The sequence below is a fragment of the Bradyrhizobium sp. S3.3.6 genome, from assembly GCF_040546905.1.
In the GTDB taxonomy this organism is placed as follows: Bacteria; Pseudomonadota; Alphaproteobacteria; order Rhizobiales; family Xanthobacteraceae; genus Bradyrhizobium; species Bradyrhizobium cytisi.
Genome location: NZ_JBEPOT010000004.1, coordinates 375,448 through 395,363, shown reverse-complemented (window position 1 = coordinate 395,363; position 19,916 = coordinate 375,448). Strand labels below are relative to the sequence as shown.

Sequence of the window (19,916 nt, the reverse complement as noted above, 5' to 3'; positions counted from 1 at the left end):
GCCTACAGCTCCTTCTTGATGTCGACGATGCGCGACATCATGGTGATGATCAGGAAGGTGATGACGAGCAGGATGACGGCATTGGCGGCCGCGGCCGGGAATTGCAGCGCGTTCACCCGCGTCTCGATGATCTTGCCGGCAGAGGCAATCTGCTGGCCGCCCATCACGCCGATGGTGATGAAGTCGCCCATCACGATGGTGATCACGAAGATCGAGCCGATCACGATGCCGGGCTTGGCCAGGGGAATGATGACGTTGACCAGCGTCTGGAAGCCGGTGGCGCCGGCGTCATAGGCTGCCTCGATCAGCGACTTGTCGATGCGCACCATCGAATTGAAGATCGGCACCACCATGAAGAAGGTGAAAAGGTGCACCAGCGCCAGCACCACGGAGAATTCGGAGAACAGCAGCCATTCGAGCGGCTGGTTGATCAGCCCGCTCTTGACCAGGCCCGAGTTCACCAGGCCGTTGCGACCGAGCAGCGGGATCCAGGCGATCATGCGGATCACGTTGGAGGTCCAGAACGGGATCGTGCAAAGCAGCGACAAGCCCATCTGCCAGGTCTTTGACTTGACATGGAAGGCGAGGAAGTAAGCGACCCAGAAGCCGATGAAGAGCGTGATCGCCCAGACCATGACGCAGAGCTTCAGGGTCTTCACATAAGTTCGCCCGATCGTGCAGAGATCGGGGAGCTGCGCGATGCAGCCTTCGAACGTGTCGGTGTAGCCGCGGCCCGAAAAAGTCGGCAGCAATTGATATTCGTTGTAATCCCAGAACGAGACGATGACGACGAAGACGAGCGGGATCAGGAAGAAGGCGAGAAACACCAGCATCATCGGCCCGGCCTGAAGCCAGGAGATGAAGGAGGGCGACAGGCGCGCCGCTTTCGCAGGGCGCGCCGTCTCCGATCCCCGGACGAGGTCCGGGGATGGCTGTTGCAGGATGTCTTCCGACGTATCCATCACGCGGCGATGAACTCGTTCCACTTGCGGACCATGTAGTCGTTCTCGTCCATCACGGCATTCCAGCACGCGACGCCGCCCATGCGGTCCTCGTAGGAGCCGCCGTCACGCACCGCGCCTGCCTTCTCGAGCAGCGAGCCGTCGGGCGCCTTGATGTCCTTTTCGGCCGGCTTGCCTTCCATCCAGTAAGCCCATTCGTAGGGCTCCATGTTCGCCTTCGCGGTCGAGAGCACGGCCGAATAGTAGCCCTGGCGGTTGAGGTATGCGCCGGCGTAGCCGGACAGGAACCAGTTCACGAACTCATAGGCCCAGTCGAGCTTCGGACCAGAGACGCCCTTCGAGACGCAGAAGCCCGAGGCCCAGGAGCGATAGCCTTCCTTGAGCGGCTGGAAGGTGCAGGCGATGCCCATCGAGCGCACCTTCGTCACCGCCGGCGACCACATCGACTGGATGACGGTCTCACCTGAGGCCATCAGGTTGACGCTCTCGTTGAAGTCCTTCCAGAACGCGCGGAACTGGCCGGCCTTCTTGGCCTCGGTCATCACCTTCATCGTGAGATCGATCTCTTCCTTGGTCATGTTGCCCTTGTCGGCATATTTGTACTTGCCGGTGGCTTCCACGACCATCGCGGCATCCATGATGCCGATCGAGGGGATGTTGAGGATCGAGGCCTTGCCCTTGAACTCGGGGTTGAGCAGTTCAGCCCAGGAGCTGATCGGGCGCTTGATGATGTCGGGACGGATGCCGAGCGTGTCGGCGTTGTACACGGTCGGGATCAGCGTGACGAATTCGGTCGCCGTCTTGGAGAAGGTCTTGGAGTCCTTGCCCTCGAGATAGAGCACCTTCCAGGGCGCGGTGCCCTGGCTGCCGATCTTCTTGCCGCCGGGGGTCTCGCCCTTGGTGAAGACGGGCGTGATGTTGTCGAACTCCTTGATCTTCTTGGAGTCGAGGGCAAGGATGTTGCCCGACGGTACCAGCTTCTTCAGCGAGAAGTATTCGGTGTCCAGCACGTCGAAGGAATTCGGCTGGGTCATCACGCGCTTGGTGACGTCGTCGGTGGTCGCGGTGATGTATTCGATCTTGATGCCGGTGTCTTTCAGGCACTGCTTGGAGATGTCGTCGCCCTCGTTCACGGCGGTGCCGAGATAGCGCAGCACCTTCGGCTCGGCCGACATCACGTAGGGGAAGCCGGTGATGGCGCCGGAGCCGGCGGCAAGGCCGGCGAGACCTGCGGTGCTCTTGAGTAGCGTGCGGCGGCTGACGCCGGTCTTTCTGGTGGTCTCGGTCATTCCAGTCACTCCTCTGTGTTGCGCATTTTCTATGATGACGGCGCTATTGCAGGCGTTGCGCCTTGACGGGATCCCAGGTGACCAGCACGCGATCGCCTGGACGAAACGGATGGACGTCGAAGGTGGCTTCGGGAACGTGGGAGAACAGGGCGGTACCGTCGTCGAGCGTGAGCGAGACGGCGACATAGGAGCCCTGATACTCGGTCTGGGTCAGCAGCGCCGGTGCGCCAAACGCACCGTCAGTGACCGGCTTGATGCCAAGCTGATCGGCGCGCACGGCGATGAGTTTGCCGGCGTCGCTGAGGACGTTGTGACCGCCGATGAAGCGGGCCACGAATTCGGTGCGGGGATGGTGGAAGATGTCGCGGGCCGTGCCCTGCTGCTCGATCTTGCCCTGGTTCATCACCACGATGTGGTCGGCGAGCGCCATCGCCTCTTCCTGGCCGTGGGTGACCTGGATGAAGCTGATGCCGAGCTCGCGCTGCAGCCGCTTCAACTCGCCGCGCATCCTCACCCGCAGGAATGGATCGAGCGCCGACAGCGGCTCGTCGAGCAGGAGGATCTGCGGCTCGGTAATCAGCGCGCGGGCGAGCGCAACGCGCTGCTGCTGGCCGCCGGAGAGCTGGGCGGGCAGGCGGCCTGCATAGGGACTCATCGCCACCAGCTCCAGCAATTCGCCGGCCCGCTTATGCCGCGTCGCACGATCGACGCCGCGCATTTTCAGGGCAAACGCAACATTGTCGAGCACGCTCAGGTGCGGAAACAGCGCGTAGGACTGGAACATCATCGCCGTGCCGCGCTTGGCAGGCTCGAGGTCGGTGACGTTCTGGGGGCCCAGGATGATGTCGCCCTCGCTGACCGCCTCGTGGCCTGCGATCATGCGCAAGGTCGAGGTTTTGCCGCAGCCGGAGGGGCCGAGCAGGCAGCAATAGGTGCCGGCGGGAATCTTCAGATTGACGGTGTCGACCGCCAGCGTCGTGTCGTAGCGCTTGGTGACGGCGACCAGTTCGAGAGCGGCGGGAGTGGCCATGGCGTGTCCGCGAGAGGGGCGATCTTCCGTCTCTCTCCGCAAGGTCCGTGCCAACAGTGCAAATTTGGTCGAATTTTAAAACTGTGCAGCGGAGTCAGGTCGTTAGACCGAATCCGGCGCGGTTGTCCGGCGCACGGGCCGGGCAGGGATGTGCACACGAAATGGGCGAAGATTGTATAAAGTTTCGCCTGTGATTGGATACAGCTCGTCGACTACCATTCGAGACCTGATGTCGTAGACCGAGCCCTCAAACCAGTCCTTCGAACTGATGGCCGCCAAATCCCGCCCGAAATCCGATGTGCCCGACGCGAGCGATCGCGTCAGCCGGATCAGGGAGGGCGTGACTGCGGCCATCCTCGAGCATCGGCTGCTGCCGGGCACCAAGCTCGGCGAGGACGAGATCGGCGAGATCTATGGCGCGAGCCGCACGCTGGTCCGCACCGCGCTGCAGCAGCTCGCGCATGAGGGCATCGTCAACATCGAGAAGAACCGCGGTGCCTTCGTCGCGCGCCCGACGCCGGCGGACGCCCGCGAGGTGTTCGAGGCGCGCCGGCTGATCGAGCCCACCATCGTCGATCATGCTGTCGATGCCGTCTCGCCAGCATGGATCAATCGCCTTCAGCAACATCTGGCTGAAGAGCGCGAGGCCGAGCAGCGTGGCGACACGCGCGCCTCAGTCCGCCTCTCCGGCGAATTTCACCGGCTCATCGCCGAGATGAGCGGCCACAGCATCTATCTCGGTTTCCTGAAGGAGCTGATCGCGCGCTCCTCGCTGATCATCCTACTCTATCGCCGTCACGACACGCCCGCCTGCGGCACCGATCATCACGCCGGGATCGTCACCGCGATCCGCAAGCGCGACAACCAGACTGCGCGTGCGCAGATGCTGTCGCATCTGAACGAGATCGAGGCCGAGCTGTTCCTGAAGGATCCCGCCGCTGACGAGCTGCGGCTCGCCGACGTGTTGGGCGCGTAAGCGAATCGCACCGCTCGGCTAGGGCAGCGAAGATCCTTGGTTGCGCCTGACGATCTTCAGCACCAGCAAAACAGCACCGATGACCAGCAGCAGGACACCGACGAGAGTCGTGCCGCTGGATTCAAAGGTTACGCCGACCGCGGTCAGCAGGCATCCGATGATGATTGCGAAGAGCCCGCCGAGTTTCTTGATGAGCAGGACGTGTCCGTCACTTGTTTGTGCCACCATATTACGCCTCGCCACTTGATGTCGCGGCCTGCTTGCAAAGTTTGTCTCTCGCCCCATGATCTCTTGTTGCGCAGGCCGCACCGGATCGTACTCCTGTTAATGAGGGTTGCAATCTTGCGTTGATCGCGGGCCGAATCCGATGTCCGCCTTTTGACTAGAGTTCGATGCAAGTGAGGCAGCCGCGCTTACGCATTTTGCGGAGTAGAGGAGTAGAAATGTTCTGCTGCCACGACCAATGTATCTCTCATCGACTCGTATGGCTGACTTGCAGAATCTCCCTGTGGTTGTAAATTGACTCGACAGGATCATCGGCATCTATTGGTTGATGCGCGTTGAGTTCTAGAACCGAGCCGACATGAGTTGGATCCGTTCTGCGGAGTGGTGCGATGGCGTCGCATTCAGTCATCGATGAGCGGGAGCCGGCATACGTTTCGACCGGCCATCTGCCAAGTCCGGAGGCTGTGCAGTCGCTGGTGAATGAGGCGCAGCGACGCTTCAAATCAAATCGCGATGGCGAGAATTCGCAGGTCTATCCGGCGCTTGCCCGGGTGCCGAGCGAGCTGTTCGGCGTCTGCGTCGTCGGCACCAGCGGCCATGTCTATGGCGCCGGAGACCTCGACTACGAATTCTCCATCATGAGCGTGTCAAAGCCGTTCTTGTTTGCGTTGGTCTGCGAGACCATCGGGCCCGAGGAAGCGCGCGCCAAGCTCGGAGCCAACGCGACCGGGCTTCCATTCAATTCGCTCGCCGCGATCGAACAGGGTAGCGGCCGCACCAATCCGATGGTCAATGCCGGCGCGATTGCGGCCACCAGTCTTGCGCCGGGCGCCACTGCTGCGGCGCGATGGACGTTCATCCATGACGGGCTGTCGCGCTTCGCTGGCCGCGAACTGCCGCTCAACGAGGAAGTCTATGCGTCAGCGTCGCAGACTAATTTCCGCAACCGCAGCATCGCGCGGCTGCTGGAGAGCTACGACCGCATCTATTGCGACGCGAAGGAAGCGACTGATCTCTATACGCGGCAGTGCTCGCTCAATGTGAGCGCCCGCGATCTTGCCGTGATGGGTGCGACCTTGGCCGATGGCGGCGTCAACCCAGTCACCAAGAAGCGTGTCGTCGATGCCTCGGTCTGCCATTACGCGCTCGCCGTCATGATCACCGCTGGACTGTATGAGACGTCAGGCGACTGGCTCTACGACATCGGCCTGCCCGGCAAGAGTGGAATCGGCGGCGGCATCGTGGCGGTGTCGCCGGGCAAGGGAGGTTTCGGCACCTTCGCCCCGCCGCTCGATGCCGCCGGCAACAGCGTGCGGGGACAACTCGCGGCAAAATTTCTGTCGCAGCGGCTGGGGATGGATCTGTTCGTATCGCAACCGGAGCAATGAATGCGCAAAAACGATCGGCGGGCCGTTGGCCTGATCGATCGTAACCCCCATCAAGCGGGAGGACGTCATGGCCACGCAGACAATCTCGATCGGCGGCATTCACGGGGAAGAGCGCGTGTCATGGATTCCCATGATTTCGATCGCGCTCGGCCAGATGATCATGTCGTTCAACGTGGCCTCGCTGCCGGTGGCGATGGGCGGCATGGTCACGAGCTTCGGCGTGGCGCCGACCACGGTCGCGACCGGGATCGTGGCGTATTCAATGCTGGTGGCGGGCTTCGTGATGCTCGGTGCCAAGCTCGCTCAGCGCTTTGGCGCCTTGCAGGTGTTCCGCGGCGCAGTCGTTCTCTTCTTCATCTCGCAGCTCATGATGACGTTCAGCCCGACGGCCACGGTCATGATTTCGGCGCAGGCGCTCTGCGGTGCGTCCGGCTCGGTCATTGTGCCCTCGCTCGTCGCGCTGATTGCCGAGAACTATGCCGGCCGTCAGCAGGCCACCGCACTCGGCGTGCTCGGCTCGGCGCGCGCGGCGGCCGGTGTTCTGGCTTTCGTGATCGGCGGCGTGCTCGGGACCTATATCGGCTGGCGGCCGGCGTTTGGCATCCTGATCGCCGCCTCGGCGATCGTCTTCCTGATGAGCTTTCGTCTGAAGCCCGATCGTGGCCGGCCGGACGTGCAGATCGACCTGATTGGCGTCGCGCTTGCCGCAAGCGCAATCATCCTCATCAGTTTCGGCTTCAACAATCTGAACGGCTGGGGCCTCGCGGTTGCGACGGCGAATGCGCCATTCGATCTGCTTGGCCTGTCGCCCGCGCCAATCATGATCGTGCTCGGAATCGTGCTGGGACAGGGGTTTCTGCTCTGGACGCACCGGCGCCAGGCCGCTGGTAAGACGCCGCTCCTTGCCCTCGAGGTGATCGACTCGCCGGAAGAGCGCTGTGCGGTGTTCGCCTTGTTCGCGGTGGTGGCGCTGGAGGCCGCGCTGAACTTCACCGTGCCGCTCTATATCCAGATCGTGCAGGGACGTTCGCCGATCGCGACTGCGATTGCGATGATGCCGTTCAATCTCACGGTCTTCTTCTCGGCAATGCTGATCGTGAATGTCTATGAGCGGCTGACGCCGCGGCAGATCGGCCGCTACGGCTTTGCGCTGTGCACCATCGCGCTGGTCTGGCTCGCTTTCGTCGTGCGCAACGACTGGAGTGAGGTCCCTGTGCTGTTCGGGCTGGTGCTGTTCGGCATCGGCCAGGGCTCGCTGGTGACGCTGCTGTTCAACGTTCTGGTGACGGCGTCGCCGAAGGCGCTCGCCGGCGACGTCGGCTCGTTGCGCGGCACCACGCAAAATCTGGCTGCGGCGCTCGGCACGGCGGTGGCCGGCGCGCTGCTGGTCGGCCTGCTCAGCACCATTGCGCTGGGCAAGATCACGGCGAGCCCGGTGCTGACGCCGGAGCTGCAGGCGCAGGTCGACCTCGGCAACATCACCTTCGTCAGCAACGATCGCCTGCGTAGCGTGCTCGAGCGCACCAGCGGCACGCCGGAGCAGGTCGCGGAAGCCGTCCGCGTCAACACCGAGGCTCGGCTGCGGGCGCTGAAGATCGGACTCTTGATCATGGCGGGCCTCGCGCTGATCGCGATCATCCCGGCGGGACGGCTGCCGAACTATCTGCCGGGCGAGATTCCGAGCGATGAGACCACAGCGAAAACGTGAGTTCGAAACCGGGCAGGGGATTTCGCGAAGGAGACCCCCATGAATGAGATGGATCGCCGCGACGCGCTGCACCTCATGTTCGGAGGCGTGATCGTCGCAGGTGCAGGCGTGAGCCTGTGGCCGCAGGACGCCGCCGCCTTGGTGGACGTGTCGCCGCTCGATCAACCAGCTTCGACCAGACGCGAACCCGCGGGACGGGTTTATGCGCAATCGACCCGGCCACGGCCTCCGGCTCACCGCCCACCTCGTCGGCCGCCGCCGCGACCGCCGTCATGGCACCGGCGGCGCCGGCGTTGGGTATGCTGGTGGCATCGTGGTCGCCGTCATTGCGGCTGGCGTTGGCATTAACCGAGGGAGGATGTCATGACGACTTACGATCACAGCGCGCCGATGGGCGCGACCGGGCTGCCACAGCCATCTCGCTGGGTCTGCGTGCTGCTGGGTCTTTTCATGGTGTTCACGGGGCTGATGGTGCTGGGCGACGTTGCCTTCTTCACCGTGATCAGCGCGCTGTTCATCGGCTGGATGGCGATCGCCACCGGCGCCTTCGAGATCTTCCACGCGTTCTGGACCAAGGGCTGGGGCGGCTTTGTCTGGCAGGTGGTGCTTGGCGTTCTCTACATCGCCTTCGGCATCGTTCTCATCAGCCAGCCGCTGACCGGCGCGCTGCTGCTGACCTACGCGCTTGGCGTCGCGCTCCTCGTCTCCGGAATAGTCCGCATGCTGATCGGCATCGGCCGCTGGCAGCAGGGCGGCGGCATCATGCTGGCCTCCGGCCTGTTCGGCGTGCTCGCCGGCCTTGTCATCCTGACCGGCTTTCCGATGACCGGGCTCTGGGTGTTGGGCATGCTGCTCGGCATCGATCTGTTGTCGCACGGCATCGGCTGGCTGACCTTTGCCTGGCGGCCCGTCGCAGCGGCCACATAGCGGCACCCCAGCGCGGAGATTGAACATGTCGGGATTGAGTGCGCGGGCCGGCCTCGCGGTGCTGCTCGCAATGATTGTCTGGAGCGCATCGCCCGCGCCGGCCCAGCAGGATTCTGCCGTCCTGTTCCGCAACGTCAAGATCTTCGACGGCAACAATGCGACGCTCTCGGCCGTATCCAATGTCCTCGTCAGGGATGGCAAGATCGAGAAGATATCGACCGCGGACATCGCGGCCACTGGCCAGATGATCGACGGCGGCGGCCGGGTGCTGATGCCGGGACTGATCGATGCGCATTGGCACGCGATGCTGGTGAGGCCGACGCCGATGGCGGCCCTCGGCGATGTCGGCTACAACAATCTGCTCGCCGCCAGTGAGGCGACGGCCACGCTGATGCGCGGCTTCACCACCATACGCGACATGGGCGGGCCGAGCTTCGGCCTCAAGCGGGCCATCGACGAGGATCTCGTCGCCGGCCCGCGCATCTATCCGTCCGGCGCCATCATCACCATCACCGGCGGTCATGGCGATTTCCGCCAGCTCACCGATTTGCCGCGAACGATCGGCGGCATGCTCAGCCGCATGGAGCTGATCGGCGGCAGCCTGGTCGCCGACAGCCCGGACGAAGTGCGCGTGCGCGCGCGCGAGCAGCTGATGCAGGGTGCTTCCCAGGTGAAGCTCACCGCGGGCGGCGGCGTCGCTTCGCCCTTCAGTCCGTTGGATGTCTCGACCTTCACCGAGCCCGAGCTGCGCGCCGCCGTCGAGGCCGCCGACAATTGGGGCACTTACGTCGCCACGCACGCCTATACGCCGGTCGCGATCCAGCGCTCGATCGCCGCCGGCGTGAGATGCATCGAGCACGGTCACCTCATGGACGAGGCGAGCGCGAAGCTGATGGCGGAGAAGGGGATCTGGCTCAGCACGCAGCCGTTCCTGGATATGTCCGCAGCCGCCGCGCTCGGGCCTTCGGAACAGGACAAGATGCGGCAGGTCGTTGCCGGCACCGACCGCGTCTATGCGCTGGCAAAGAAGTATCACCTCAAGACCGCCTTCGGCACCGACGTCCTGTTCTCGCAGGCGATGGCGGAGAGGCAGGGCTCAATGCTCGCCGCGCTGACGCGCTGGTACACGCCGGCCGAAGCGCTCACGATGGCAACGTCGACCAATGCCGAGCTGTTGAGCCTGTCGGGCCCGCGCAATCCCTATCCCGGCAAGCTCGGCGTGGTCGAGGAGGGCGCGTTCGCCGATCTCCTCCTGGTCGACGGCAATCCGCTCGACAACATCGCCCTTGTCGAGGATCCCGCGACGAATTTTGTGGTGATCATGAAGGGCGGCAAAGTCTACAAGAACATCCTGCCGCGCTGAAAGCTGCCCCCAAAAAAGTTGCGGCCAGGCTTTGGGGGAAGCCTGGTTGTTGAAGGTTCCGTCAGTGCGGCTGCCCGATCAGCTCCGCATTGCGCTGAACCTTGCAGATGATTGCGGCTGTCGACCGAGATCACAACTTGTGATAGTTTAAGTCATTTCATCACGTAGGACTGGAGGTAGCTATGAATTGGAAGCCACCACGGAAGTCCATCAGCGATCTGAACGCGATCCATGTGCCGAATGAGTCCGGCGACGCAGTTGCTCATTTTGAGTGGCCAGATGAAATCGCCTTTGAATGGGAAGATCTGGTGATGTCCCTGGCGAGGACATTGGCCATGGCGCTGCCTGAGAAAGGTTTGACTCAGGAAGAGCGGTTGCAGCTTGCTCGCTCTGTCGCGATGCCGACTGCTGAGCGTATCAACGTTTTTCTCGAGAAAGAGGAAGCAGAGTTCAGTTTCAGCGATAAGCTCGAAATTCTTGCCGACATAAGGCCTGCGATCTCCGGTGAGGTTGGCGCGGCTGTGGCAGATCTCGTCATGGAGCATTTCAATTGCCACTGGCGGTCGAACGGGAACGACGCTGGTTTCGTCATCGCAAAGGGCGTTGACGTAACCGACGAGCGGATACCGGATTTCGTCTATGATCCGGGCGGCAAAGGCGGCTTCGAGCCAGGGCAACTGATCGCCGTCGAGGCGAAAGGGAGTCTCTCCAAGACCGGCGGCCCACGCCCTGCGATCAAGCGGCTCGCCAAGAAGGCCTTCGGCGGACAAGTGAAGAAGTATCTGGGCGCCAAGGCCGATGGATGCTTGATCGCTGCGGGTTACGGCGTGGCCTATGGATCGGTACCAGGCAGCAGGGAGTCGACCCTCGCTATCGCCAGCTCGCACAAATTTCAAACTGCCTTGCAGCCGCACAAGGTGCCGGTCCCGCTATCGGCCGCGGCGACAGGGCAGATCCTGCCGGCGCCTGCCGAGGCGGAAGCCGAACTGCACCACGACGAGGAGCAACAGGAGGACCGGTCAAAGATGGATTTGCGAACGGCGCCTCAAATTGAATATCGGCAGGACGAACGGCGCAGCGAGCGCGAAGCGGACGATACAGGTGGGTTGGGCGACGGCGGCGATGATGGTGGCCGCGAGCGTGGCGGAGGACGGCCGCGTGCGACTCCGGCGCGTCGCGTGGCACTAGCAAATTATGAGACGGTGTTTCAACTATGCGGAGCGCTGGCCGCGGCCAGGTCAATTCGCGACATTCTGTCGGACGAGAGAACGCGCGTGTCCGAAACTGCAGACCGGTTTCAGGAATTTTACGAGATCGGGGATGGCGAACCGATTCTGATCGGGTCACCCTATCGTTATGCTTGGTGGTACCCGGATCACAGTTTTGGAATCTCGGCAAAATCAGCTGAGGAGATACTCAAGATCATTGCGCAACCGGGAGAACTTCCACCCTCACTCGATCTCAGCGTCGTGCCGTTCGATCGACGCCGTATTCGAGACGGAGCGATCGAGGCTAATTTTCAAGGTGATGGCTTCGCGTTCTTGACGAGTTGGTCGGGCCCCTACAGACATCGCACCTGGGACCTTCGCGAGGGCGCCTGGGCGGACTAAGGCCCGGATGTTACGATGGAGTGACATCGCGAGCTCGTCTTGACAGCCCATCGCCGCGGCCACGCGCTCTTGCCCCCAAAAAAGTTGCGGCCAGGCTTTGGGGGAAGCCTGGCCGCGCGCGAACCGGTCTGGGACGGGGAGGGGTGGGGATGTGACCGGGTCGCGTAACTCCTTCGCTTATCTCTACTGATCTCTTGCGCTGGCGGTGGAGACCGCCGGCTTGGTATCGCCGAGCGACACCCAGACATTAGGATCGGCCTGCGACTGGCGCTTGACGAAGCGGTAGCCGGTCTCGGTCCAGGCAACGACGCTCTCGTTCTGATTGTCGAGAACGAACTCGCCCTTGTCGGTCTTCACCGTCAGCACCGCGTGTCCTTCGCCCTTCTTGTCGCGCACGACGGTGATGAGCAGGGCCTCGCGCGGCCATCCGGCATCGATCAGCATCTTGCGCTTCAACAGCACGTAGTCTTCACAGTCGCCGTAACCGTCGGTCGGCAGCGACCACTTCTCGATCACGCCCCAGTGGTCCTGGTCGGTCAAAGGCTTGATGGTCTCGTTGACCCAGCGATTGACCTTGGTCAGGTCGCGCCACGCGGTCTGCGACATCACGATGTCGCGCGGCTGCGTCGGCCCGCCCTGACACTGAGCGGTATTCTCTGCACAAAACTCGACCCAGCCGATCGGCGCACGCGTGGTGTCGCCGAGACTCGCGTAGAGCAGACGGCTTTCACCGGCCTGCGCTGCCGCGCTGATCCCGAAGAGCATGGCGGCGATCGCCACTCTCTTCCCCTGTCCCCTGAAGTCCAACATTGCGGCCCCCGTTTCTTGTTGGGACCACATTTCGCATGGAGCTTTTGAGTTGCCGCTAAGTCAACCAAGTCAAGTCGAGACGAATACAAGTAAAAGGCGCGGAGATTTCGACCTATACTTGAATATAATTCGAGTAAAATTGGAGAATACTGCAATTGATTCAAATTGTAGGGATTAACGCGGAAACGCTGGCGGAACTGCAGTTTCAGTGCGCGAACAAGCTGCGCGTTAACCGGCGTGAGGCCGCAACCGGACGCGAAAAAGGCGGCATCCGCATCGCGGAAGCCGCCTTTGAGGCCGAGAAATCAGGGGTTTTGGCGCGCTTTCGCTTTACCGCGCGGTAACGCTCTCTTCGAGTGTCTCGATCGGCTGCGAGTGCAAGAACTCCAGCGCGAAGCCATCTTCGAGGTTTCGGACCACGCGGCCCTGGACCCGGCCGAGCAGAACCGTCGATTTCAGCGGCGGGCGATTCTCCGCGGCGATGGCGGCGCCGGACAGCGACAGGTCGATGATGCGGCAGGTCATCTTGGTGCCGTCCTCGAGCGTCAGCACCGCGATGGGGTTGCGCGGCACGATGCGGTCGTGGCGGCGGTCCTCCGGCAGGTTGAGGATGTCGCGGTTGGCGAGCCAGGTCAGCTGGGCCGCGAGCTTGTCGCGCTTGCGCGGCGTCGCGCCGACCGTCATTGCGAAGCCGTTGTCGATGATCCGGGTGATCTTGCCCTCGACCCGGCCGATATGGTCGAGATAGGCGACCACGCGGTCGCCGACATTGCCGATGCCGGGCGCGAGCAGCGCAAGCCCGCCGGGCGACATGTTGATCACCTGGCAGGGAAATTCACGGCGATCCGGCAGCATGTAACGGCCGAGCAGGTGAACCTTCACCCGTTGGAAACGCCGACGTTCCTCGGCGGCCGGAAGAAATTTTTTGTTCGCCAACGCCATTTTCACTACCCGACCCCCCGCCCGGGCGGAGTCCGGGACGACCCTAAGGTGCACAGGGTTAATGCCGCGTTATGATTTGGCGCGGCGATGACGCACCGAAACAATGCGTTCAAAAACCCACATCAAGGGCGGGCAGGCCAATACCGCCAGTGCGCCGAGGTCGAGCGCGACCGCCGCCGTCCCCACCGATTTGGCCAGCCACCCCGCCACCGCCGGCCCCAGCATCATCGCGCCGTAGAAGAGGGTGTAAAACACGCCCATGCCGATCGCCCTGGTCTCCGGGACGAGCACGCGGGCGGCGAGACTCATGATCGGGCCGGCCGGATGGCCGCCGATCAGGCCGATCAGGACGAGGATGGTGATGACGGCATCCGATCGGCTCAGCCAGGCCAGCAGGGCGGCCACGACGAGGCTTGCCGCAATCGCCAATATAAAGGGCCGCTTGAAGCGATCGGCAAGGTACCCGCCCGCCGGCACCGAAACCACCGATAGCCACATCACGACGCTGATCGCCGAGCCGGCCCCCGCGATGCTCCAGCCGCGCTCGGCGAGCAAGGAGGGGCCGAACGAGAAGATCATGGCGAAGCCGACATTATAGAGGCCCCAGATCATGCCCGCGACGATCACCGCCAGCAGTGCGAGCAGATCGAGCCGGCCTGAGCCGGCCGCGGTGACTGTTGCGCCCGGCGGCGGCTGGTAAAGCGTGATCAGGACGATGCCGATCGCGCTCAGCGCACCAGTCGCTGCGAATACGGCGCCCGCGCCATAGGCGGTGCCGATCGCCGGCAGCACCAGCAGCGAGATCGCAACGCCTGCCGGCCAGGAGTTGACGAAGATCGCCATCGCGGTCGCGATCTCCTTACCCGCGAACCAGTCGGTGCCCATCTTGGTGAGTTGCACCGTCAGCAGCACGCCGCCGGCGCCGCAGACGAGCCGGCCCGCCATCTGCAGGCCCCAGATGTCGGTGGTTGCCATCACGAGGCTACCGGCCGTCATCAGCAGCAGGGCCACGATCGTCGTCGGCTTGTCGCCGAGCGTCCGGCCGATCGCGCCGCCCGGCAGCGCCAGCACCACGCCCGGGGTGAAATAGAGCCCGATCAGGAGGCCGATATCGGCGAGCCCGACGCCAAAGGTCTTTTCAAGCAGCGGTGCGACCGCCGCCACGCTCTGGAACTGGAACGCGATGGTGAGGCGAACAACGAACAGGATCGCAAGAATGCCCCAGCGATTGCGCAATGCCTGGTCTCCCCAACCCGCTTATCAAGCGTGCGGTGGGGACCAGAGTCAACAGGCTGCTAGCCCGCACCTTGGCGCCACCGCGCATCTCACTTACGCTTCACCTCACGCCCGCACCAAACAAACACAACGAACGGGCGCCGAGGAAACAGCCATGCAACAGATCCGCGTCTGCACCCACGCCGGACCAGGCTCAGAGCCCGTGATCAAAACTGTGCCGTGGCCGACGGTCGGCCGCAAGGGTGCGCTGATCAAGATCGGCGCGTGCGGCGTCTGCGGCACCGATTTGCATATCCTGAAAGGCCATTGGCCGAAGCCGCTGCCTTGGCCGTTCACGCTCGGCCATGAGATTGGCGGCGTCATCGTCGAATGCGGCGACGAATTCACCGAAGACTTCATGAGCAAGCCGCTCAAGGTCGGATCGAAGGTGATGATCCCGCCGTTGATGCCGTGCGGCCGCTGCTACTACTGCATCCATTATCCGCAGACCGCCAACAAATGCCTGACGCCGGTCTATTACGGCCGCTATCTCGGCTTCGACAAGGTGCCGCACATGTGGGGCGGCTGGGCCGAATACGTCTACGTCGACCTCGACATGCTGCCGGGCACCAAGATCTACAAGCTGCCCGAGGATATGTCGCTGCGGCTGGGCGCATTGTCCGAGCCGCTGACCTCCTGCATCCGCGCCTTCAACCGCGCGACCCGCGCCGGCGGCTTCAGCTGGGGCGATACGGTGGTGATCCAGGGCTCGGGCCCGATCGGCATTTTGGCGGTCGCGGCCGCCAGGGAGATGGGGGCAGGGCGCGTCATCTGCGTCGGCGCGCCGGAAGAGCCGCGCCTCAAGCTCGCGCGCGAGTTCGGCGCGGAAGCGACCGTGAACATCGAGGAGATCAAATCGCCGCAAGATCGTATTGCGCGCGTGCGCGAGATCGTGGGTGGTTTCGGCGCCGATCTGGTGATGGATTGCTCGGGCCATCCGACCGCCGGTCCCGAAGGCATCGAGATGCTGCGTGACGGCGGCACCTATGTCGAGATGGGCCAGTTCACCGATGCCGGCTCGATCGAGACCTCCTGGCACCGCATCTGCACCAAGGACCTCAACGTGCTGGGCTCCTGGGGCTTTACCGGCAATGATCTGCCGCTCGGCGTCGACATGCTCTACCGCACCCGCGACAAATATCCCTGGCTGAAGATGCAGACGATCTATCCGTTCACGGAAGCGGGCATCGCGCACGCCGTGAAGGACGCGATGGCGATGAAGACAGTGAAGTCGACCATCGTGCCTTGGCCGGAATTGGTGGAATAACAGTAGCCCGGATGGAGCGCAGCGCAATCCGGGGCCGCTGGTCCCGCATTCTGCTCCGCTCCATGCGGGCTACGAGCCGGAGTTTGGAATGAAGGACGAGGTGACAAGCGAACAGACAACAGAATCCAAGCCACGCACCCGCTCGCCCTTCAATGCCATCCGCGCGATCGACTACACCGTCATCTTCGTGCGCGACATGGCGGCGATGCGGCGCTTCTATGAGGGCGTGCTCGCCTTGTCCCTGCTGCGCGAGTTGTCGCCGAACTGGATCGAGTATGGCCTCGGTAGCAACACGCTCGCATTGGCGCGACCAAGCCGGACCGCGGCTGATCCGCCGACGCCGACGGGCAGCGCCTCGCTGCAACTGGCCTTCAGGGTCTCCGCAGCCGAGGTCGATGCGTGCGCTGACGAGCTCGTGCGGCAGGGCGTGGCGCTGCTGTCGCCACCGACGAACCAGCCGTTCGGGCACCGGACGCTGTTCTTCCGGGATCCCGACGGCAATCTTCTGGAGATTTATGCCGAGATCTGAGATGGACGGGACCGAATGCCCAAAAAGTTCCTCAGGGAATCCGCGACTTATTCACGTCACGGTGAAACTAAGGCCAAGGTTCCGGCTTTCAATTGACGGGAGAGTTATCGTGAAGCGAATCCTGAAACCCGTCACCTACATCCTGGCTGCCATCTACTTCCTGGTGGATGCGGTGTTCATGGCCGTGGCGCGGCCGATCTCGGGCTGGCTGGCGCGGCATTTCGAATTCAAGCGGCTGCGTGCCTGGATCAAATCGCTGCCGCCTTATCCGTCGCTCGCGCTGTTTTCCGTGCCTGTTATCATCCTGGAGCCGATCAAGCCGGTGGCCGCATACCTTGTCGCGACCGGTCAGTTCCTCAGCGGTGTGTCGGCATTTGTCGGTTGCGAGCTGCTCAAGCTCGTGCTGGTCGAGCGCCTGTTCCACCTCACCCGTGACAAGCTGATGCGGATTCCGGCATTCGCCTGGGTGTACGGGAAGTTCACCGAGATGAAGACATGGCTGCAGGCCACCGAAGCCTGGCGCGCCATCCGCGCCTTGAGCCGCGCCGCGAAAGACTATGTCGTGCGGCTCAGAACAAGGCTCGCGGGCAGCTTCAGCAGGCTCGTGACGTCAAGGGACTAGAACCGCACCCTCTATGCGAGCTTGCGCGCCGCGGCGGCGGCCTTGTCGCCGGTGTTCGGTGCACAATTTTGGCCAGATGGCAGCAAAAGTCCGCCGTTCCAGTCCAAAAGAGCGCTGAAGGCGTCAAAGCGCGCCAAAAGCGCCGGGGCTGAGCATCCCGGCCTTGTTCACCCTGTCGCCAAGGCCATGCATCAAAGCCATGGTGATTTGGCTGCTTCTGGCGTAAATAGCGTCCAAATCAAAATCATCGTGGGTGTGACCGGGCCTTCTGCAGTGACTGCAGCGTCAGGCGCCCCGGCTTTCCGTTCCGCGCCCCGGACCAACCAAGGTTTTCCATCCCGTGTCTTTTCCGGCCCTGACTGCGCCGCTCGCCCGTGCCTTGGCTGAGCGCAATTACGATTCACCGACCCCGGTTCAGCTCGCCGTGCTCGGCGAGGATGCCGTCGACCGCGACCTTCTGGTGTCGGCTCAGACCGGCTCGGGCAAGACCGTCGCGTATGGTTTGGCTATGGCCAAGGATCTGCTCGATGGTGCCGAGCGGTTCGCGCAGGCCGCAGCCCCTCTGGCCCTCATCGTCGCGCCGACCCGCGAGCTCGCCTTGCAGGTCCAGCGCGAGCTGACATGGCTCTACGAGCATGCGCGGGCGCGCGTCGTCTCCTGCGTCGGCGGCATGGACCCGCGCCGCGAGCAGCGCGAGCTGGCCGCGGGCGCCCATATCGTCGTCGGCACGCCCGGCCGCCTGTGCGATCATTTGCGGCGCAACCGTCTCGACATTTCGGAATTGAAGGTCGTCGTGCTCGACGAGGCCGACGAGATGCTCAATCTCGGCTTTCGCGAGGACATGGAGTTCATCCTCAAGACCACCCCGGACACGCGCCGCACCTTGTTGTTCTCGGCGACGTTTCCGCGCGGCATCGTGGCGCTGGCGAAGCAGTATCAGCAGCAGGCGTTCCGGATCGAGGTCGCCGGCGACGAGGGCGGTCACGCCGATATCGAGTACCGCGCCATCCGGGTCGCTCCCGGCGATGTCGAGCATGCGGTCGTCAACGTGCTGCGCTTCTACGAGTCGCCGAGCGCGCTGGTGTTCTGCAACACGCGCGATGCGGTCAGGCATTTGCAGGCGGCGCTGCTGGAGCGCGGTTTTTCCGTGGTCGCTCTCTCCGGTGAGTTGACGCAGAACGAGCGTACCCTGGCGCTCCAGTCGCTCCGGGACGGGCGCGCCCGAATTTGCGTCGCGACCGATGTGGCGGCGCGGGGCATCGACCTGCCGAGCCTCGACCTCGTCATTCACGCCGATCTGCCCAATGACGCGGAGGTCATGCAACATCGCTCAGGCCGCACCGGGCGTGCGGGCCGGAAGGGCGTCAGCGTTCTGCTGGTGCCGCCGATACGACGGCGGCGTGCGGAGGTGCTGCTGAATCTGTCCGGCATCGACGCCGTCTGGGGGACCGCCCCGCAGGCGGATGAGATTCGCAAGCTCGATCATGAGCGCATGAAGGACGTGTTGTTCACCGAGGAGACGACCGCCGACGATCTCGAGCTGGCGAAGGCCTTGCTGGCCGAGCGGTCGGCCGAGGACATCGCCGCAGCACTCGCGCGGCTCTATCGGGCGCGGCTGCCGTCACCTGAAGACATTCTCGATCCCGGCGAGGCGCGTGGCCGGCCGCGCGACGATCGTGGCCGCGACGATCGGACATCGCGCGATCGCACGTCGCGCGACGATCGCACGCCGCGCGACGATCGAAAGCCGCGCGGCGATGACCGCTCCGAGAGGCCCCGACCCAAATCGGGGAAATCGTCGCCGAAGCACGGCATGACAGAGGCTACCGTATGGTTCCGGGCCAACATCGGACGAAGAAAGAACGCGGAAGCGCGCTGGCTCTTGCCGATGATCTGCCGTCGCGGCGGCATCGACAAGGGCGACATCGGCGCCATCAAGATCATGGACACCACGACCGAGTTCGAGATTACCGAGCGGGTTGCGGAATCCTTCGCTGCCAAGATCAAGCGTCCGGACAAGGAAGACAATATCCGCCTCGAGCCGATGACGGGTGCGCCGCAAGCAAAGGCGGCTCCCGAAGAGCGGTTCGAAGCGCCCAGGCGCGAGACCCGAGACAGCGATCATCGCGAACGCCGCGACGATCGCGCGCGCGACGCCGGTGGCTTTAAGCCAGCCGGAAAATCACACGGCGAGCGCGGGCCGAAATTCGAGGATGCTCCTTCTTTCGGAAAGAAAAAGAAGCACAAGAGCAAGCCTGGCCATGCAGAGCCTTCGGTCGCGCCGTGGCCAGCGAAGGGTGCGCCGGGCAAGAAGGCCAAGAAGAAGCACCGCGGCTGAACCCCGGCAGCGTCACGCACGGGGAAGGGGGCTATCGGGTGAGCCCGCGCAGCATGTAGGTCGCGCTCGCGCCATAGGACGAGAGTTTGTCGCGCAGCGCCGCATCCGGTGCAACGCCCTGGAAACCGAGACGCTCCCACAGTGGTTGCGTGCCGTAGACCGAGACCAGCGCAAGCGTTGTGATGCCTGACGATCGCGCCAGCTCTTCGATCTCTGCGAGATAAGCGCGCGCCACGCCGCCGCGGAAGTCGGGCAGCACGGCGACATCGTGCACATAGAGACAGTCTGCAGCATCGGGCAATCGGTCGAGGAACCCGTCGAGCGGCGGAATCTGTTGCTGAATCCAGGGATGCGCGAGGCCGTAGCCTGCGATCTGGTTGCCTGCAGCGAGCACGCAACAGCCGTCCGGATAGAGCCGCATCTTTTCCGCGAATACTTCCGGGCGCTCGGGGAGATCAGGATGGATTCGTGCCGCGATCGCGCTGATCGCGGCGAGGTCTTCAGCGTGCGCGCGGCGCCAATGCGGCTTGCTCATCCCGACTGTTCCGTATCAACCATCGCAATTTATTCCGCCGCGCCGATGTGCGCAGCCAAAAATATCTTTGCGCCATTTTGAGGAATACCGCACGCGGTGCGGCGTCCTACCCATGCGAAC

The 19,916-nt window shown here is 63.5% G+C and carries 19 protein-coding genes; 11 read left to right on the top strand and 8 right to left on the bottom strand.

Going from position 1 to position 19,916, the window contains the following annotated elements; translation table 11 throughout:
- Positions 1 to 2: 2 nt before the first annotated feature.
- The 3 genes from ABID59_RS14565 to ABID59_RS14555 are packed head-to-tail and all read right to left on the bottom strand — an operon-like array spanning position 3 to position 3,281.
- Positions 3 to 962 (bottom strand): ABC transporter permease, encoded by a 960-nt coding sequence (locus ABID59_RS14565; protein WP_148752906.1) that lies wholly within the window; start codon positions 960 to 962, stop codon positions 3 to 5.
- Positions 962 to 2,251, bottom strand: a complete 1,290-nt coding sequence (locus ABID59_RS14560) for an ABC transporter substrate-binding protein (protein ID WP_354033368.1) — start codon at positions 2,249 to 2,251, stop codon at positions 962 to 964. The genes ABID59_RS14565 and ABID59_RS14560 overlap by 1 nt, the downstream gene beginning before the upstream one ends.
- A 43-nt stretch (positions 2,252 to 2,294) precedes the next feature.
- Positions 2,295 to 3,281 carry an ABC transporter ATP-binding protein gene (locus ABID59_RS14555; RefSeq protein ID WP_354033369.1) on the bottom strand — a complete coding sequence of 329 codons (987 nt, stop codon included), beginning with the start codon at positions 3,279 to 3,281 and terminating at the stop codon, positions 2,295 to 2,297.
- A gap of 268 nt (positions 3,282 to 3,549) precedes the next feature.
- Between ABID59_RS14555 and ABID59_RS14550 the strand changes: the two genes are divergently transcribed.
- Positions 3,550 to 4,257, top strand: coding sequence for a GntR family transcriptional regulator (locus tag ABID59_RS14550; protein WP_354083814.1), 708 nt, complete (start codon positions 3,550 to 3,552; stop codon positions 4,255 to 4,257).
- A gap of 18 nt (positions 4,258 to 4,275) precedes the next feature.
- On the opposite strand, the gene ABID59_RS14545 is transcribed toward ABID59_RS14550, so the two are convergent.
- The gene (locus ABID59_RS14545; RefSeq protein ID WP_187435026.1) at positions 4,276 to 4,485 is read right to left on the bottom strand and encodes a hypothetical protein; all 210 of its coding nucleotides are present in this window, start codon (positions 4,483 to 4,485) and stop codon (positions 4,276 to 4,278) included.
- A 386-nt stretch (positions 4,486 to 4,871) separates the two neighbouring features.
- On the opposite strand from ABID59_RS14545, the gene glsA reads away from it, so the two are divergent.
- From glsA to ABID59_RS14520, 5 genes are all read left to right on the top strand, one after another.
- A complete protein-coding gene (gene glsA / locus ABID59_RS14540; protein ID WP_354083813.1) occupies positions 4,872 to 5,870 on the top strand; it encodes a glutaminase A in 999 nt (332 codons plus the stop codon).
- 67 nt (positions 5,871 to 5,937) lie between these two features.
- Positions 5,938 to 7,578 carry an MFS transporter gene (locus ABID59_RS14535; protein ID WP_354083811.1) on the top strand — a complete coding sequence of 547 codons (1,641 nt, stop codon included), beginning with the start codon at positions 5,938 to 5,940 and terminating at the stop codon, positions 7,576 to 7,578.
- 363 nt (positions 7,579 to 7,941) lie between these two features.
- Entirely contained in the window at positions 7,942 to 8,505 is a 564-nt protein-coding gene (locus ABID59_RS14530; protein ID WP_148752883.1) for an HdeD family acid-resistance protein, read from the top strand.
- Positions 8,506 to 8,530: 25 nt separating this feature from the next.
- Complete coding sequence (locus ABID59_RS14525; RefSeq protein ID WP_354083810.1) at positions 8,531 to 9,868, top strand: metal-dependent hydrolase family protein; 1,338 nt, start codon at positions 8,531 to 8,533, stop codon at positions 9,866 to 9,868.
- A 182-nt stretch (positions 9,869 to 10,050) separates the two neighbouring features.
- Positions 10,051 to 11,478 (top strand): hypothetical protein, encoded by a 1,428-nt coding sequence (locus ABID59_RS14520; protein ID WP_354083809.1) that lies wholly within the window; start codon positions 10,051 to 10,053, stop codon positions 11,476 to 11,478.
- Positions 11,479 to 11,661: 183 nt separating this feature from the next.
- Here ABID59_RS14520 and ABID59_RS14515 read toward each other — a convergent pair whose 3' ends face one another.
- Entirely contained in the window at positions 11,662 to 12,288 is a 627-nt protein-coding gene (locus ABID59_RS14515) for a transglutaminase-like cysteine peptidase (protein WP_187435028.1), read from the bottom strand.
- Positions 12,289 to 12,443: 155 nt separating this feature from the next.
- On the opposite strand from ABID59_RS14515, the gene ABID59_RS14510 reads away from it, so the two are divergent.
- Positions 12,444 to 12,632 (top strand): hypothetical protein, encoded by a 189-nt coding sequence (locus ABID59_RS14510; RefSeq protein WP_354083808.1) that lies wholly within the window; start codon positions 12,444 to 12,446, stop codon positions 12,630 to 12,632.
- Here ABID59_RS14510 and ABID59_RS14505 read toward each other — a convergent pair.
- Together ABID59_RS14505 and ABID59_RS14500 are read right to left on the bottom strand one after the other, a co-directional pair.
- Entirely contained in the window at positions 12,619 to 13,230 is a 612-nt protein-coding gene (locus tag ABID59_RS14505) for a PilZ domain-containing protein (protein WP_027536189.1), read from the bottom strand. The genes ABID59_RS14510 and ABID59_RS14505 overlap by 14 nt on opposite strands.
- Before the next feature lie 69 nt (positions 13,231 to 13,299).
- Complete coding sequence (locus ABID59_RS14500) at positions 13,300 to 14,466, bottom strand: MFS transporter (protein ID WP_354033377.1); 1,167 nt, start codon at positions 14,464 to 14,466, stop codon at positions 13,300 to 13,302.
- A 154-nt stretch (positions 14,467 to 14,620) separates the two neighbouring features.
- Here ABID59_RS14500 and ABID59_RS14495 point away from each other — a divergent pair, with 154 nt between their 5' ends.
- From ABID59_RS14495 to ABID59_RS14480, 4 genes are all read left to right on the top strand, one after another.
- Entirely contained in the window at positions 14,621 to 15,772 is a 1,152-nt protein-coding gene (locus ABID59_RS14495; RefSeq protein WP_354083807.1) for a zinc-binding dehydrogenase, read from the top strand.
- 88 nt (positions 15,773 to 15,860) lie between these two features.
- A complete protein-coding gene (locus tag ABID59_RS14490; protein WP_354083806.1) occupies positions 15,861 to 16,301 on the top strand; it encodes a VOC family protein in 441 nt (146 codons plus the stop codon).
- A gap of 109 nt (positions 16,302 to 16,410) precedes the next feature.
- Positions 16,411 to 16,923 (top strand): hypothetical protein, encoded by a 513-nt coding sequence (locus ABID59_RS14485; RefSeq protein ID WP_148752890.1) that lies wholly within the window; start codon positions 16,411 to 16,413, stop codon positions 16,921 to 16,923.
- A gap of 340 nt (positions 16,924 to 17,263) precedes the next feature.
- Positions 17,264 to 19,261, top strand: coding sequence for a DEAD/DEAH box helicase (locus ABID59_RS14480; RefSeq protein ID WP_354083805.1), 1,998 nt, complete (start codon positions 17,264 to 17,266; stop codon positions 19,259 to 19,261).
- A gap of 31 nt (positions 19,262 to 19,292) precedes the next feature.
- On the opposite strand, the gene ABID59_RS14475 is transcribed toward ABID59_RS14480, so the two are convergent.
- A complete protein-coding gene (locus ABID59_RS14475) occupies positions 19,293 to 19,796 on the bottom strand; it encodes a GNAT family N-acetyltransferase (RefSeq protein ID WP_354033381.1) in 504 nt (167 codons plus the stop codon).
- Positions 19,797 to 19,916 lie beyond the last annotated feature (120 nt).

Bases quoted from the DNA above. Each gene is read 5' to 3' on its own strand.
- ABID59_RS14565 (WP_148752906.1), bottom strand. From the start codon at position 962: ATGGATACGTCGGAAGACATCCTGCAACAGCCATCCCCGGACCTCGTC.
- ABID59_RS14560 (WP_354033368.1), bottom strand. From the start codon at position 2,251: ATGACCGAGACCACCAGAAAGACCGGCGTCAGCCGCCGCACGCTACTC.
- ABID59_RS14555 (WP_354033369.1), bottom strand. From the start codon at position 3,281: ATGGCCACTCCCGCCGCTCTCGAACTGGTCGCCGTCACCAAGCGCTAC.
- ABID59_RS14550 (WP_354083814.1), top strand. From the start codon at position 3,550: ATGGCCGCCAAATCCCGCCCGAAATCCGATGTGCCCGACGCGAGCGAT.
- ABID59_RS14545 (WP_187435026.1), bottom strand. From the start codon at position 4,485: ATGGTGGCACAAACAAGTGACGGACACGTCCTGCTCATCAAGAAACTC.
- glsA (WP_354083813.1), top strand. From the start codon at position 4,872: ATGGCGTCGCATTCAGTCATCGATGAGCGGGAGCCGGCATACGTTTCG.
- ABID59_RS14535 (WP_354083811.1), top strand. From the start codon at position 5,938: ATGGCCACGCAGACAATCTCGATCGGCGGCATTCACGGGGAAGAGCGC.
- ABID59_RS14530 (WP_148752883.1), top strand. From the start codon at position 7,942: ATGACGACTTACGATCACAGCGCGCCGATGGGCGCGACCGGGCTGCCA.
- ABID59_RS14525 (WP_354083810.1), top strand. From the start codon at position 8,531: ATGTCGGGATTGAGTGCGCGGGCCGGCCTCGCGGTGCTGCTCGCAATG.
- ABID59_RS14520 (WP_354083809.1), top strand. From the start codon at position 10,051: ATGAATTGGAAGCCACCACGGAAGTCCATCAGCGATCTGAACGCGATC.
- ABID59_RS14515 (WP_187435028.1), bottom strand. From the start codon at position 12,288: ATGTTGGACTTCAGGGGACAGGGGAAGAGAGTGGCGATCGCCGCCATG.
- ABID59_RS14505 (WP_027536189.1), bottom strand. From the start codon at position 13,230: ATGGCGTTGGCGAACAAAAAATTTCTTCCGGCCGCCGAGGAACGTCGG.
- ABID59_RS14495 (WP_354083807.1), top strand. From the start codon at position 14,621: ATGCAACAGATCCGCGTCTGCACCCACGCCGGACCAGGCTCAGAGCCC.
- ABID59_RS14490 (WP_354083806.1), top strand. From the start codon at position 15,861: ATGAAGGACGAGGTGACAAGCGAACAGACAACAGAATCCAAGCCACGC.
- ABID59_RS14475 (WP_354033381.1), bottom strand. From the start codon at position 19,796: ATGAGCAAGCCGCATTGGCGCCGCGCGCACGCTGAAGACCTCGCCGCG.